The organism is Pseudomonas chaetocerotis, from assembly GCF_015712105.2.
Taxonomy (GTDB): Bacteria; Pseudomonadota; Gammaproteobacteria; order Pseudomonadales; family Pseudomonadaceae; genus Aquipseudomonas; species Aquipseudomonas chaetocerotis.
In genome coordinates this window covers 193,450-206,722 of the sequence record NZ_JACFYX020000003.1, presented here as the reverse complement: position 1 = coordinate 206,722, position 13,273 = coordinate 193,450, and the positions used below count along the sequence as shown (strand labels likewise).

Below are 13,273 nucleotides of genomic sequence, written 5' to 3'. Positions count from 1 at the left end.
TCAGGCAGCCGGGCGCAGGCCGTAGGCGGCCAGTTGCTCAGCACTGCCGCTGTGCTGGATCAGGCGCGGGTCGTCCAATGGCAGCTGGTGCCCGGTGCTGGTTTCGATCAGCGTCTTCAGCGCGTACTGATCGACCTTGCCGTCTTTGCCGATCAGTTGCTTGAGCTGCTGCGGGTCGACTTGAACGGTCTGGCCTTCGGGCAGGTAGATGGCGCCGGTGGCGAAGTCCACGGCGAAGGCGATCAGGCCCGGAATCACGTAGAACAGGATGCCGATGGCGTTGGCTCCGGCGATTACCGGGTCGATCCGGCCTTCGATCTGGCCACGCCGATCCGGGTAGAAGATCGAGCCACAGGCGCTCAGTTGAGCGAGCAGGGTAGCGGCGACAACGCCGACAATAACGCGGGATTTCGTGCGCATGAGCACCTCCAGAAAAAAGTGGCGCAACTATACCAAGGCGATGATTGCAAAACTGCAGGGCGCTGTTTCAGACCAGCAAGTTGACAGGCGGTTCGCCGTTATAATCGCCGGCTTGCTGTGGAGAAATCATGAACACCCTGCCTATCGATTCGCTGCTGCCTGATTTGCGCGATGCGCTGAGCGCCCGCCACGAAGTGGTGCTGGAAGCGCCACCCGGCGCCGGCAAGACCACCCGCGTGCCGCTGGCACTGCTCGATGCGCCCTGGCTGGCCGGGCAGTGCATCCTTATGCTCGAACCGCGTCGCCTGGCGGCCCGCGCCGCTGCCGAGCGTCTGGCCAGCGAGCTGGGCGAGCAGGTGGGTGAGACGGTCGGCTATCGCATTCGTCTGGACAGCAAGGTAGGGCCGAACACGCGCATCGAGGTGGTCACAGAGGGCATTCTTGCCCGTCGTCTGCAGGATGATCCGGCGCTGGACGGCGTCGGCCTGGTGATCTTCGATGAATTCCACGAACGAAGTCTGGACGCCGATCTGGCCCTGGCACTGACCCTCAATGGCCGCGCCATGTTTCGCGGTACGGACAGCGGCGAGACGCCGCTCAAGGTGCTGCTGATGTCCGCCACGCTGGAAGGGGAGCGCCTGGCCGCGCTACTCGGCGATGCGCCGGTGCTGCGCAGTGAAGGGCGCATGTTTCCGGTGGATATTCGCTGGGGCTCGCCGCAGGCGCCCGGTGAGTGGATCGAGCCGCGCGTGGTGCAGACGGTGCAGCAGGCGCTGGCCGACGAGCCGGGCAGCCTGCTGCTGTTCCTGCCGGGGCAGGCCGAGATTCGCCGCGTGGCCGAGCAACTGGGGGATGTCCTGGGCGGTCGCGACGACATCCTGCTCTGTCCGCTGCATGGCGAGCTTGATCTGTCCGCCCAGCGCGCGGCCATCGAGCCAGCGCCCGCGGGCAAGCGCAAGGTGGTGTTGGCCACCAACATCGCCGAGACCAGTCTGACCATCGACGGCGTGCGGGTAGTCATCGATGCTGGCCTGGCGCGGGTGCCGCGTTTCGACCCGGCCAGCGGCATGACGCGGCTCGATACCCAGCGCATTTCCCGCGCCTCCGCCACCCAGCGCGCGGGGCGTGCCGGCCGCCTGCAGCCGGGTGCCTGCTATCGGCTGTGGTCGCAGGCGCAGCACGAGCAGCTCAGTGCCTACTCCACTGCGGAAATCCTTGCGGCTGATCTGGCCGGGTTGGCCCTGCAACTGCTGCGTTGGGGCGTGACGCCACAGGAGCTGAGCTGGCTCGATATACCGCCGCCGGCTGCCTACGCCCAGGCGCTCGAGCTGCTCGGCCGACTCGGCGCCCTGGACGAGCGTGGTTCGCTCAATGCCCACGGCCAGGCCATGGCCGAGCTGCCGAGTCACCCGCGCATCGCCCATCTGCTGCTGCGGGGCCAGGCGCTAGGCCTCGGTGCGCTGGCTTGCGACCTGGCGGCGCTGCTGTCCGAGCGCGATATCCTGCGCGGCGGTGGCGCAGACTTGCACAGTCGTCTGGCGCTGCTTAGTGGCGAAAGCCGCGCCGTGCGCTCGGCCCAAGGGGGCGTGCAGAGGGCGCGGCAACTGGCGAAGCAGTTTCAGGGCCTGCTCAAGGGCCGGCCGGTGACCCAGGCCGTAAGCGACCCCGAGCACCCGCGCTGGCTCGGCTGTCTGCTGGCCTTCGCTTACCCGGATCGCATCGCTCAGCAGCGCCGCGCCGGTGGCACCGACTATCGCCTGGCCAATGGTCGCGCCGCGCAGTTCGGTGAAACCGATGCCCTGATGAAGCACGAATGGCTGGTGGTCGCTGATCTGGGCAGCCGCCAGGGCCAGCGTGAGGAGCGCATCTACCTCGCCGCCGATCTCGACCCGGCGCTGTTCGAGCGTGAGCTCGCCGAGCAGGTCGAGGCGCTGGACGTGCTCGACTGGGACGAGCGCGAAGGCGTGTTGCGCGCCGAGCGCCAGCGCAAGGTCGGCGAACTGGTGCTGGAACGCCGGGCGCTGGCTGCGCTGGAAGAGGACGCGCGCAGCCGTGCGCTGGTCGGCCTGGTGCGGCGCAAGGGCCTGGAGCTGCTGCCCTGGACGCCCGAGCTGCGGCAGTGGCAGGCGCGAGTGGCGCTGCTGCGCGAGTTGGACATCCAACAGCAAGGGCAAAGCGAATGGCCGGACCTGTCCGATGTCGCGCTGCTGGCCAGCCTCGAACAGTGGCTGACGCCCTTCTTGGGCAAGGTCAATCGCCTCAGCCACTTCGCCAACCTCGACCTGCCGTCGATCCTGCAGACGCTGCTGCCCTGGCCGTTGCCGCAGCGCCTCGACGAGCTGGCGCCGCGTGCGCTGAACGTGCCGTCCGGTTCACGCATCGCCATCGACTACACGGAGCACCCACCGGTGCTCGCCGTGCGCCTGCAGGAGCTGTTCGGCCTGGCCGCCACGCCGCGCATCGCCGGTGGCCGCCTCGGTCTCAAACTGCACTTGCTGTCACCCGCGCGGCGGCCGGTGCAGGTGACCCAGGATCTGGCCAGCTTCTGGGCCAATACCTACCTGGATGTAAAGAAGGATCTCAAGGGGCGTTATCCGAAGCACTATTGGCCGGATGACCCGCTGATTGCCGAGCCCACCGCACGGGCCAAACCGAGAAAATGAGAAGTCGATGCTGACCCTGGATGTCGGGCCCCTGGCCCTTGGTGTATCCCATGTGCTGCTGTTTGGCAGCCTGCTGCTGGCCACACTGGTTGGCTGGTTGATCGGTCGTCGTCACGGCTGCAATCCGGAAAGTCAGTTGTTCCGGATGCTCATGCTGGGGCTGCTGGTGGCGCGGCTGGCGTTCGTGCTGCTGTATGCCGAGTATTACCGCGATGAACCTTGGCGAGTGGTGGATATCCGCGATGGTGGTTTCATCGCCTGGCCAGGCGTGCTCGCAGGGCTGGCGCTGGGTGCCTGGTATCTCTGGCGTCACGCACAATTGCGTCGGCCGTTGGGGGTGGCGATGAGCGTCGGGCTGGCACTGTGGCTCGGCGGCAACCTGATGTTGCATGCGCTTGAGCAGGGCACGCGGTTGCCCGGTCTGCAGGTGCGGGATATGCAGGGTGAGCCGGTGAACCTGCGTGACTACGCCGGTCAGCCGCTGGTGATCAACCTGTGGGCGACCTGGTGCCCGCCATGTCGGCGCGAGATGCCGGTGTTGATGCAGGCGCAACAACGTGAGGCGGCTATCACCATCTTGTTCGTCAACCAGGGTGAAAGCGCTGCGCTGGTGGATGAGTTCCTCGCCGCGCAGCAACTGAGCCTGGACAACCTGCTGCTCGACGAGCAGGTGCAGCTGGGTCAGTTGGTGGGCTCGCGGGCCTTACCCACCACGCTGTTCTACGACGCCGAGGGCCGACAGGTCGGCAGTCACCTGGGCGAGCTGTCACATGCCAGTCTGGAGCGGGCACTGGCCCGATTGCGGGAAGATTGAAGCGTCAATTCAGCCACAGATCCTCGCCGGCATCCTGCAATTGCTGATACACCCGATCCAGCTCCTCGCGCAGGCGCTCGGCATCAGGCGCATGACGGGAGTGGATCAGCCGCAGCGGCAAGCGCTGTACCTCGACGAAGGGCAGGTCGACCATGCCCAGTGCGCGTTTGGCCTGTTCGACGGGGGCCTGATAGTCCAGCAGGTAGTCGCCGCGTCGGCGCACCAGCATTTCCAGGGCCGAGGTGTGGTTGGCGGTACGGTGATGAGTGATATTGCGCGCCGGATCTTCCAGCCATTGATTGACGTCCTGCCAGTAGCTGTAGCCGGTGATCAGGATCACCCCGCGATCCTGCAGATCATCCGGAATGCGCGGCGCAGGTGTGTCATGGCGAAAATACAGGTTGAGGGTGATCTCCCCCAGCAGGTGCTTGCCTTCGAGGGTGTGCTCGGTCAGCTCCGGCTTGCCTGAGGCGCCGGCCCAGATATGTATGCTGCCGTCGCGCAGACCGCTGTAGAGGCGGGCACCGGGGTAGGAGCGAAAGTCTGCCTGGTATCCCGCCTCGCCGAGCAGGCGCGCGGCCAGCTCCAGGCCCGAGCCGCTGGGCTGGCCTTGCGCGTCGGTATAGGAATAGGGCGGGAACTCGTAGTAACCCACGTGAACGCGTTGCCTGGCCTCGGCAGCATGAGCGGCGTGCAGCCATAGCAGGACGATGAATATCAGGCAGAAGCGTCTTGGCATCCGGGTATTGCGGCTCTTGGCCGTCATTTGTTGTTATCGAGTGGTGCCCCATGAGCATGGACACGTCGCGGTGGACTTGTCCAGTTCTGCACGTTTATTCCTGACTTGGCAGGAAAAAGCGACCGATCACCGGCAAATGGTCGGAAATGGTCAGGGTATCGCGCTGGCGAACCTGGCTGGCGAAGGGCGTCAGGCGCGGGCTGTAGAACAGGTAGTCGAGGGTGCGATCCGGGCCGCTGGCGGCGGGATCATTGGGGTAATGGGTGTACCACCTGGCCTGATCCTCGCCGCTGGCCTGTTGCAGGCTGGGGATCATCGGGTAGCGCTGGGCCAGGTCCTGCAGTTCGCTGTCGGCTGCGTACCAGCTACGTTGATCCTCCGGCAGATGCTGGAACTGGCCGGGCGGCAGCAGGTTGAGATCGCCACCCAGCACCCAGGTCTTGTCGCTGTTTTGCAGCTGCTGGAGCAGGCCGTCGCTCATCTCCACCTGGCGCTGCATGGTGTCCGCGCCCTGGGCGAAGGCATCGAAATGGGTATTGATCGCGACCAGTTCGTCGCCGCCACGAATCGGCAGGTAGCTGACCAGCAGGGCGCGCTTGAGCTGGAACTGACGGCTAAGCAGGTCGCTTTCCAGCATGGGCAGTTGCAGGCGCTCGGCGCGGGCTATCTGGAAGCGGCTGAGGGTACCGAGCTTCATGCCGACGCTGCCGAGGATGCGCGGGTGCGGGACGAAGCCGGCCTTCCAGTAGAACGCCTGGGTGCTGCAGGGGTAAAGGTCGCTCAGGCGCGCCTGCAGCAGGACCAGCTGATCCTGGTAGTCGCTGGCCCTGGCGTTGTCGTGCAGCTCCTGCAGCAGCACGACATCCGGTTGTTCGTCGCGCAGCACGCGCACCACTTCATCCAGGGTGACAGCCAGATCGGCGCTGCTCGGGCGCTCATCCGGGCCATCGCCGCCGGGCAGGTCGTACCAGAATACATAGCGTTTGCCGGCCAGGTACTGCACGTTCCAGGTCATCACCTTGAGTGCCTGACCGGGTTGCAGCTGGGCGACCTGGCCACTGCATGACACGGCTGCCTCCTCACGGGGGAGTGGGCGCCAGGTCAGGCTGTAGACCAGCGCAATCAGCACCGCGAGCAATGGCAGCACAATGAGCAGGAGCAGACGAAGCGGGCGGGGCAGGGACATGGCGAAACGGGCGGCTATGCTGGAAGGAGGCGAGGATACCTGACTGCGGCCTGTCGGCCCAGGCATGCGCGATCCTGCCGGGAGGTTGCGATGAACCAGCCGCTGATCGCCCAGCGTGGCCCCTACGCGGTGGATGTGGAGGCCGGGCGGGATTATTTCTGGTGCCGTTGCGGGCACAGCGCCAGTCAGCCATTCTGCGATGGCAGCCACAAGGGCAGCGGGCTGACGCCACAGAAGTACCATGCCAAGCGCGCCGAACGGGTATTTTTCTGTGGCTGCAAGCACACGGCCACGCCACCCTGTTGCGATGGTAGCCATAACAGGTTGTAGTGTCGGCGAGGCCAGCGCAGCGGGAGCAACGCATGTATCGCAAGGTATTCGCCAACAAGGTGTTCGACCGCAAGGTCGTACTCATCACGGGAGGTTGTGCCGGCATCGGTCGCGCCCTGGCGATGCGCCTGGCCCAGGCCGGTGCGCGGCTGGTGATTCTCGATCTGCAGCAGGCCTCGCTGGACAGCCTGGTGCAGCACCTGGCCGATCATCACAACGCTGAGGCTCTGGGCCTGCTCTGCGACGTCGCTGACGCCGAGGCGGTGCAGCGCGCGGTGGCGCTGGCGGTGGAACGTTTCGGCGGCATCGACGTGCTGATCAACAATGCCGGCATCACCCATCGCAGCACCTTCGCCGAGACCAGTCTGGAGGTCTTCCAGCGGGTCATGGCGGTCAACTATTTCGGTGCGCTTCACTGCACCCAGGCGGCGCTGCCCAGCCTGATTGCTCGGGGCGGACAGATCATCGTGCTCAGTTCGTTGTCTGGTATCGCACCGTTGCTCTATCGCAGCGCTTACAACGCCAGCAAGCACGCGCTGCACGGTTTATTCGAGACACTGCGCTTTGAGCTCAAGGGCTCGGGTGTGAACGTGATGCTGGTGTGCCCTGGCTTTACCGCGACTGATCTGCGCAAGAATGCCCTGGTCGGTGACGGCTCGGTGGCCGCCCAGCCACCCTTGGCGATGGGCAAGGTGGCTTCGCCGCAGGATGTCGCCGAGGCCATCTACCATGGGGCGCTCAAGCGTCGGCGTCTGTTGGTGTTGTCCAACGTCGATTGGCGCGCTCGGGTGCTGGCGCGCTTCTTCCCGAGGCTGTTCGAGCGGGTGCTGCTGCCGCGGCTTTCCGGGTTGCGGCCACAGCGTTCGGGGCGCAATTGATGCGCCTCTGGCTGCTCGCACTGCTGATCCTGGCGCCTCTGTGCCGTGCTGGCGAAGGCGAACCCTTGCGGGTGATCACTGACCTCTGGCCGCCCTTTCGCATGGAAGGCGAGAACGGTCAGTTGCAGGGGCTGGATATCGATCTGCTGGCCGAACTGTCACGGCGCACCGGGCTGCGCTTCGACGTGGAGCGGGCGCCCTGGGCGAGAGGTCTGGCTGCGCTGGAGCAGGGCAAGGCCGACCTGATGACCGGGCTGGCCAGGACGGCGGAGCGTGAGCGTTATATCCAGTATCTGGATGCGCCGTACTACGCGTGTTCGCCGCGTTTCTACGCCAATCCGGTGCTGGCCACGCGCCTGGATGACTACGAGAAGCTTCGCGGGCTGCGCATCGGCCATGTGCTGGAGTCGGTGTACTTCCAGCCGTTCGATGGCGATCAGGCGTTGAACAAGGTCGGTGTCAGTAACGAGAGCCAGTTGCTGCAGATGCTCGTGCGCGGTCGTATCGACGTGCTGGTGGGCACCGACTGCCAGGTCGACTACGCCTTGCTGACCCCCGAACTGGGCGGTCGCATCGTCAAGGCTGCCTACCGTCCCGAGGCGCGCACCGATCTCTACATCGGTTTTTCCCGTCAGCGCCTGGAGCGTCTGCCGCAACTTGCGGCTGCGCTGGAGACCCTGCTACGCGAGGGTTGGGTAGCGCGAGCGGCTCGGCGTTACCAAGTGGTGGTGGCGCATCAATAGCAGGCCCTGTCAGCCATGATCGTGTGGTTCGACGTATAGCTCGTACATCAGCTCCATATCCCAGTAAGCCGCCTCGATCTTGTGGCCGTCGAGGTCCCTGACGAAACAACCGTAGTACGGCTCGCCGTAGTCCGGGCGCGGGCCTGGCTGGCCTTCGTCCGTGCCGCCGGCTGCCAGCGCCGCCTCGTGAAAGGCATGTACCGAGGCCTTGTCCGGGGCGACGAAGCCGAAGTGGCTGCCGTTGCCGAGCGTCGCCGGCTGGCCATTGATCGGCGTCTGCACCCAGAACTCCGGGTACTCGCGGCCGAAGGCCACTGCCCCGGGATGGCGCATGATTTCCCGGCAACCGAGAGTGGCCAGCACCTTGGCGTAGAAGGCGCTGGCAGCGTCGAAGTCATTGGTGCCGATGGAAACGTGGGACAGGATGCTGGGATTCGTTTCGCTCATGGCGCTCTCCTTGATTGGGCCAAAGCTGCAAGCCTAGTCACTGTTCTCGCTATTCGCCGCTTGCTGCGGTTCGAGCAACATGAAAAGGCGAAATAGCACCACGATGGCGAACAGTTGCAGGAAACCGTTGCCGGTCTGATGCAGCACCCATAGCAGGGTGTCGCTCTGGCTCGGTTGCGTCCACCAGTCGAGCAGCCACAGCGGCACCAGCACGTTGGCCAGGCAGGCGAACACCGGCCAGAAGCGCCCTTCGGTCAGCGTGAAGCTGGCCTGCAACGCGCGTAGCGGCGGCTCCTGGCGCAGTACCAGAATCAGTTCGGAGAAGGCCAGGCGCATCATGATCCAGATGCCCGGCACGATGAACAGCGACAGACCGAGCATGATTGCCAGGGTGCTCAATCCGGTCATCAGGGCGAAGGCTGGCCACAGTTGCAGGCCGGCCGCGAACAGCGGCGCGTTGCTGGGCGTCTGGCCGATGCTGCGCGCATGCAGGAAGAGAATCAGCGGCGCGGCATACAGCGGGTAGAAGAGGATGCCGAGTAGCACGCCATAGGCCGGGTTGGCACCTTCGCCGAGCTGGGCGGCGAGGATCGTCTGGGCAATGGCTTCGAGCAGCAACAGCGGCAGGGTCAGGCGGGCAATTGCCAGCAGGTTGTGGCTGGAGAAAAACCAGGCGTCGCGCAGGACGGACAGAGGCTTCATCGGCAGGTTACCAAGTGTGTGGGCGTGGGCGCTGTAGCCGTTCGCCGGGGCAGTCGAATGAGTTCAAGGGTACTCCAGCTGCGCGTTGGGCAGTGCAGCGAGCAGACGCGGTAGTTCGTTACCAGGCACTTCCAGAGTCAGCTCGGGCGGGCCGGGTGAATACAGCAAAAAGTCGCAGGCCAGCACCGCACGATCGATCAGCAGGGTGATGCTGGCGTCATGTCCGAACGGACAGGCGCACATCGGCACGCAGCCGGTGCGCTCGATCAGTTCCTCGTCGCTGGCGATGCGCGGGCGACTACCGAGCAGCGTTTTGAGCCTGGCCCAGTCGGCGCGGGCGCCTTCGACGCTGATCATCATTGTGTATCTCTGCGGCCCAATGCGCAGGAACAGGCTCTTGCTCTCCACGCCGCGCAGCCCAAAACGCTGGCGTACGGCGTGAGCGGTGGGGTAATCCAGCACCGGCTCGTGTTCGACCAGTCGATGAGCGATATCCAGGCGTTGCAGCAGTTCGAGATTGCGCTGGCAAAGCAGTTGTAGAGGCGTCATGGCGGCAAGGATAGGGTCTGCGCCGCGCCAGGGCCAGCCTCGGCCGCATCCGCGGCCCAGCTCTGGCATACTGACGGCTTCGTTGCCCCCGAGGACTCCCGGTGAAGAAGATCGCCGTATTCGCCGATGTGCAGAACCTCTACTACACGGTTCGCCAGGTCTATGGCTGCCACTTCGACTACAGCGTGCTGTGGGCCGAGGTCAGTCGCCGTGGTGTGATCGTCGAAGCGTACGCCTACGCCATCGACCGTGGCGACGCCAAGCAGCAGCAGTTCCAGCAGATCCTGCGCAAGCTGGGCTTCACCGTGAAGCTCAAACCCTACATCCAGCGCAGCGACGGCTCGGCCAAGGGCGACTGGGACGTCGGCATCACCATCGACGTGCTCGATGCCGTCGAGCGCGTCGACGAGATCGTTCTGGCCTCTGGCGATGGCGATTTCGACTTGCTGCTCGAGCGCGTGCGCAGCCGCGGTGTCGAGGCCATCGCCTATGGCGCGCCCGGGCTGACGGCGCAGTCGCTGATCCGCGCCGCCAGCTTGTACGTACCTATCGAGGGTGAACTGTTGCTGCGCAATCACTGAGAACTTGTAAGCAGGTCTACTGCGTTCGGCATCCCGCGCTTCGGCTGTGCTCGCAATGCTCATTTATTTCAATACACTCCGCTTGCTGCGCGCAGGCGAAACCCGACCTGCCTTCGCTTGCGACGACTTCTCAACACGCTCTGAGGTTTTATTTGGAATCCATCGCTGTCATCGACTTCGAAACCACCGGCGTGTCGCCGAGCCAGGCGCGCGCCACCGAGATCGGCGTGGCGATCATCGAGGACGGGCGCATCGTCGACCGCTACCAGAGCCTGATGAATAGCGGCGCCTGGGTGCCGCCATTCATCGAGCAGCTCACCGGTATCAGCAACGCCATGCTGCGCAACGCGCCGCCGTCGGATCAGGTGATGAACGAGGTGGCCAACTTCATCGGGGAAAGGCCGCTGCTGGCGCATAACGCGTCCTTCGACCAGAAGTTCTGGGACGCCGAACTGGCGCGTGTGCGCCGTCGTCGTGCGCAGCCCTTCGCCTGCTCGCTGCTGCTATCTCGACGTCTGTTGCCCGAGGCACCTAGCCACAAGCTGGGCAATCTCAACGCTTGGGCCGGCTTGCCGGACACCGGCCGTGCTCACCGCGCCCTGGCCGATGCCGAGATGGCAGCGAACCTGACGTTGCATCTGTTCGGCCTGCTGCGTGAGCGCCATGGCCGGTACCAGGCCGACCATGCCTTTCTCTGTCAGTTGCAGAATCTGTCAGCTGCCAAGGTACGGGCGCTGCTGGCCGCGGCGTAGCCTGGATTACATTCGGGCCGTGCAGTACGTCGCTTCTTGTGTAGGAGCCCGCTTGCGGGCGATCCGCTGCCAATCGCCCGCAAGCGGGCTCCTACAAGCGGGTTGGCACGGGTAAACTACTCGCCAGTTCTTCTACTTCCTGCGGTTACCCTTCATGACCTTCGCCTCCCTCGGTTTGATCGAGCCGTTGCTGCATACCCTTGCTGATCTCGACTATCAGACGCCGACCCCGGTGCAGACTCAGGCCATCCCAGCCGTACTCAAGGGCCGTGATCTGATGGCCGCGGCGCAGACCGGCACCGGCAAAACCGCTGGTTTCGCCCTGCCGCTGCTGCAGCGCCTGACCCTGGAAGGCCCGCAGGTCGCCGGCAACAGCGTGCGTGCGCTGGTGCTGACGCCAACCCGCGAGTTGGCCGAGCAGGTACTGCAGAGCTTTTTGAGCTACGGCCAGCACCTGCCCCTGACCAGCTATGCGGTGTACGGCGGGGTCAGCATCAACCCGCAGATGATGAGGCTGCGCAAGGGTGTCGACGTGCTGGTGGCCACGCCGGGGCGGCTGCTCGACCTGTATCGGCAGAATGCGGTGAAGTTCTCCCAGTTGCAGACCCTGGTGCTGGATGAGGCCGACCGCATGCTCGACCTGGGTTTTGCCCGCGAGCTGGATGAGCTGTTCAGTGCACTGCCGAAAAAGCGCCAGACCCTGCTGTTCTCCGCCACCTTCTCCGATGCCATCCGGCAGATGGCCGGCGAGTTGCTGCGCGACCCGTTGTCAGTGGAAGTAAGCCCACGCAACGCCGCCGCCAAGAGCGTCAAACAGTGGCTGATTCCGGTGGACAAGAAGCGCAAGAGCGAGTTGTTCCTGCATCTGCTGCAGGAAAACCGCTGGGGCCAGGTGCTGGTGTTCGCCAAAACCCGCAAGGGCGTCGATCAGCTCGAGCAGGAACTGCTGGCGATAGGCGTATCGGCCGATTCGATTCACGGCGACAAGCCGCAGCCGAGCCGCCTGCGTGCGCTGGAGCGCTTCAAGGCCGGCGAGGTGCAGATTCTGGTGGCCACCGACGTGGCCGCGCGTGGCCTGGACATCGACGACCTGCCGCTGGTGGTCAACCTCGACCTGCCGATCAATGCCGAAGACTACGTACACCGCATTGGCCGCACGGGGCGTGCTGGCGCTACGGGCGAGGCGATTTCCCTGGTCTGCGCTGACGAGGTGGATCAGCTGGCGGCGATCGAGAACCTGACCCAGCAATTGATCAAGCGCGTCGACGAGCCGGACTTCATTCCCGATCACCGCGTACCGCAGACGGCGGTCGGTGGTCAGGTGCTGAAAAAACCCAAGAAGCCCAAGCAGAAACTGATCCCTGGCGCGGGCAAACCGGCCGGCAAGGGCAATATCCACCTCGGCCGCTGGTTCGAGGAAGAAGACGCCAAGCCCAAGGCCAAGGCGGTGCGCAAGGTGCCGAGCTTCGGCAGCAAGCCCAAGGGCGGCAAGAAATAGGGGGGCTTGCCATGTGGGAGGGGCTTTAGCGGCGAAAGTGCGCAGGGCGAACAACGCGAAGCTTGTCCGCCAATGAGGCTCAGGTATTCTGGCCGATGCGCCACAGCACGCCGCTGGGGTCGAACACCATGAACTCGCGTATGCCCCAGGGCTGATCCTGCGGCGCGATCACTCGCGTGTCGAACCGTTCATCCAGGCGGGCTGCTTGAATGTGCTCCCACCAGGCATCGACTTCTTCCACCAGCAGATGCATGACGAAGTTCTCCGCCTGTTCCTTCACGTAGAAGTTCTGCAGCAGAAAGGCGCAGTGCTCGCCGTGGCTGAAGTAGGCCAGCTGTTCGTCCGCCCAGCCGAGCTTGAAGCCCATCGTCTGGTAGAAGTCCTTGCTCAGTTCGAAGTCCCGTGCCGGGACGAAGGTTTTCAGTTCAACGCTGCGCAGCATGTAAATCCCTTTTTCGTCAGAACCATAGCCCGGATGCAATCCGGGAGCACCTGGCACCGGCCCCGGATTGCATCCGGGCTACGGCGGTTTCATCGAGCCGGTTGCGCTAGTGCCGCCACGGCAGCAGCGGTCATGTCGTAGATCACCAGACACACATGTTCTACCGGCTGGCCAGCCAGCGGCAACAGGGTGACGTTCTGGTACATGAAATCGGCCTGGCCGGTGATCGGCTGGTAACTCTTGAAACGCATCAGGTACGGGCGTTGCTGCCACAGGCTGAAAGCGCGGGTGCCCAATTGCACCACGCTTTCCACCTTGCGCTCCAGCCAGGGCCGGTCAATGTCCGGGAACAACTCGAACAACGAGCGCCCCTGTACCTTGTCCGGGCCAAGCCCGGAGTGGTTCTCCATGAAGGCATTCCACACTTCGACGCGGTATTGGCGGTCGAGCACCACCACACCGACGTCGATGCATTGCACGATGTCGAGCAGCCAGTGAACTTCCTTGATATCGATCTGTGCGGGCATCG

Annotated in this window: 17 protein-coding genes; 9 read left to right on the top strand and 8 right to left on the bottom strand. The window is 64.6% G+C overall.

Going from position 1 to position 13,273, the window contains the following annotated elements; genetic code table 11:
* A complete protein-coding gene (locus H3221_RS07225) occupies positions 1-420 on the bottom strand; it encodes a polyribonucleotide nucleotidyltransferase (RefSeq protein ID WP_196473484.1) in 420 nt (139 codons plus the stop codon).
* Here H3221_RS07225 and H3221_RS07220 point away from each other — a divergent pair.
* The 3 genes from H3221_RS07220 to H3221_RS07210 are packed head-to-tail and all read left to right on the top strand — an operon-like array spanning position 419 to position 3,897.
* A complete protein-coding gene (locus H3221_RS07220) occupies positions 419-583 on the top strand; it encodes a hypothetical protein (RefSeq protein WP_196473485.1) in 165 nt (54 codons plus the stop codon). The two genes, H3221_RS07225 and H3221_RS07220, sit on opposite strands and share 2 nt — an antisense overlap.
* Positions 549-3,083 carry an ATP-dependent helicase HrpB gene (gene hrpB / locus H3221_RS07215; RefSeq protein WP_196473486.1) on the top strand — a complete coding sequence of 845 codons (2,535 nt, stop codon included), beginning with the start codon at positions 549-551 and terminating at the stop codon, positions 3,081-3,083. The genes H3221_RS07220 and hrpB overlap by 35 nt, the downstream gene beginning before the upstream one ends.
* 7 nt (positions 3,084-3,090) lie before the next feature.
* Complete coding sequence (locus tag H3221_RS07210; RefSeq protein WP_160017147.1) at positions 3,091-3,897, top strand: TlpA disulfide reductase family protein; 807 nt, start codon at positions 3,091-3,093, stop codon at positions 3,895-3,897.
* A gap of 4 nt (positions 3,898-3,901) precedes the next feature.
* Here H3221_RS07210 and H3221_RS07205 read toward each other — a convergent pair whose 3' ends face one another.
* Both H3221_RS07205 and H3221_RS07200 read right to left on the bottom strand, forming a co-directional pair.
* Positions 3,902-4,636 (bottom strand): substrate-binding periplasmic protein, encoded by a 735-nt coding sequence (locus tag H3221_RS07205; protein WP_196473633.1) that lies wholly within the window; start codon positions 4,634-4,636, stop codon positions 3,902-3,904.
* Between the two features lie 94 nt (positions 4,637-4,730).
* Complete coding sequence (locus H3221_RS07200) at positions 4,731-5,822, bottom strand: endonuclease/exonuclease/phosphatase family protein (protein ID WP_196473487.1); 1,092 nt, start codon at positions 5,820-5,822, stop codon at positions 4,731-4,733.
* 90 nt (positions 5,823-5,912) lie between these two features.
* Here H3221_RS07200 and H3221_RS07195 point away from each other — a divergent pair, with 90 nt between their 5' ends.
* Genes H3221_RS07195 through H3221_RS07185 form a run of 3 tightly spaced genes read left to right on the top strand, consistent with a single transcriptional unit; the run spans position 5,913 to position 7,773 of the window.
* A complete protein-coding gene (locus tag H3221_RS07195) occupies positions 5,913-6,152 on the top strand; it encodes a CDGSH iron-sulfur domain-containing protein (RefSeq protein ID WP_196473488.1) in 240 nt (79 codons plus the stop codon).
* Positions 6,153-6,184: 32 nt separating this feature from the next.
* Entirely contained in the window at positions 6,185-7,030 is an 846-nt protein-coding gene (locus H3221_RS07190) for an SDR family oxidoreductase (RefSeq protein WP_196473489.1), read from the top strand.
* Positions 7,030-7,773, top strand: a complete 744-nt coding sequence (locus tag H3221_RS07185) for a substrate-binding periplasmic protein (protein WP_196473490.1) — start codon at positions 7,030-7,032, stop codon at positions 7,771-7,773. The genes H3221_RS07190 and H3221_RS07185 overlap by 1 nt, the downstream gene beginning before the upstream one ends.
* A gap of 9 nt (positions 7,774-7,782) precedes the next feature.
* Here H3221_RS07185 and H3221_RS07180 read toward each other — a convergent pair whose 3' ends face one another.
* The 3 genes from H3221_RS07180 to H3221_RS07170 form a co-directional block, all read right to left on the bottom strand.
* The gene (locus H3221_RS07180) at positions 7,783-8,220 is read right to left on the bottom strand and encodes a VOC family protein (protein WP_160017152.1); all 438 of its coding nucleotides are present in this window, start codon (positions 8,218-8,220) and stop codon (positions 7,783-7,785) included.
* Positions 8,221-8,253: 33 nt separating this feature from the next.
* Positions 8,254-8,922 carry a YciC family protein gene (locus H3221_RS07175; RefSeq protein ID WP_196473491.1) on the bottom strand — a complete coding sequence of 223 codons (669 nt, stop codon included), beginning with the start codon at positions 8,920-8,922 and terminating at the stop codon, positions 8,254-8,256.
* Between the two features lie 63 nt (positions 8,923-8,985).
* On the bottom strand, positions 8,986-9,471 hold the full coding sequence (locus H3221_RS07170) for a YbaK/EbsC family protein (RefSeq protein WP_196473492.1): 486 nt from the start codon (positions 9,469-9,471) through the stop codon (positions 8,986-8,988).
* A 101-nt stretch (positions 9,472-9,572) separates the two neighbouring features.
* Here H3221_RS07170 and H3221_RS07165 point away from each other — a divergent pair, with 101 nt between their 5' ends.
* The 3 genes from H3221_RS07165 to H3221_RS07155 all read left to right on the top strand — a co-directional run bounded on the left by H3221_RS07165 (position 9,573) and on the right by H3221_RS07155 (position 12,302).
* Complete coding sequence (locus H3221_RS07165) at positions 9,573-10,052, top strand: LabA-like NYN domain-containing protein (RefSeq protein ID WP_075749683.1); 480 nt, start codon at positions 9,573-9,575, stop codon at positions 10,050-10,052.
* A 152-nt stretch (positions 10,053-10,204) separates the two neighbouring features.
* Positions 10,205-10,804 carry a 3'-5' exonuclease gene (locus H3221_RS07160; RefSeq protein ID WP_196473493.1) on the top strand — a complete coding sequence of 200 codons (600 nt, stop codon included), beginning with the start codon at positions 10,205-10,207 and terminating at the stop codon, positions 10,802-10,804.
* A gap of 154 nt (positions 10,805-10,958) precedes the next feature.
* A complete protein-coding gene (locus tag H3221_RS07155; protein ID WP_196473494.1) occupies positions 10,959-12,302 on the top strand; it encodes a DEAD/DEAH box helicase in 1,344 nt (447 codons plus the stop codon).
* A 79-nt stretch (positions 12,303-12,381) separates the two neighbouring features.
* Here the strand turns inward: H3221_RS07155 and H3221_RS07150 are convergent, their stop codons facing one another.
* Complete coding sequence (locus H3221_RS07150) at positions 12,382-12,744, bottom strand: VOC family protein (protein ID WP_196473495.1); 363 nt, start codon at positions 12,742-12,744, stop codon at positions 12,382-12,384.
* Between the two features lie 89 nt (positions 12,745-12,833).
* Entirely contained in the window at positions 12,834-13,271 is a 438-nt protein-coding gene (locus H3221_RS07145; protein ID WP_196473496.1) for a PAS domain-containing protein, read from the bottom strand.
* Between the last annotated feature and the right edge of the window lie 2 nt (positions 13,272-13,273).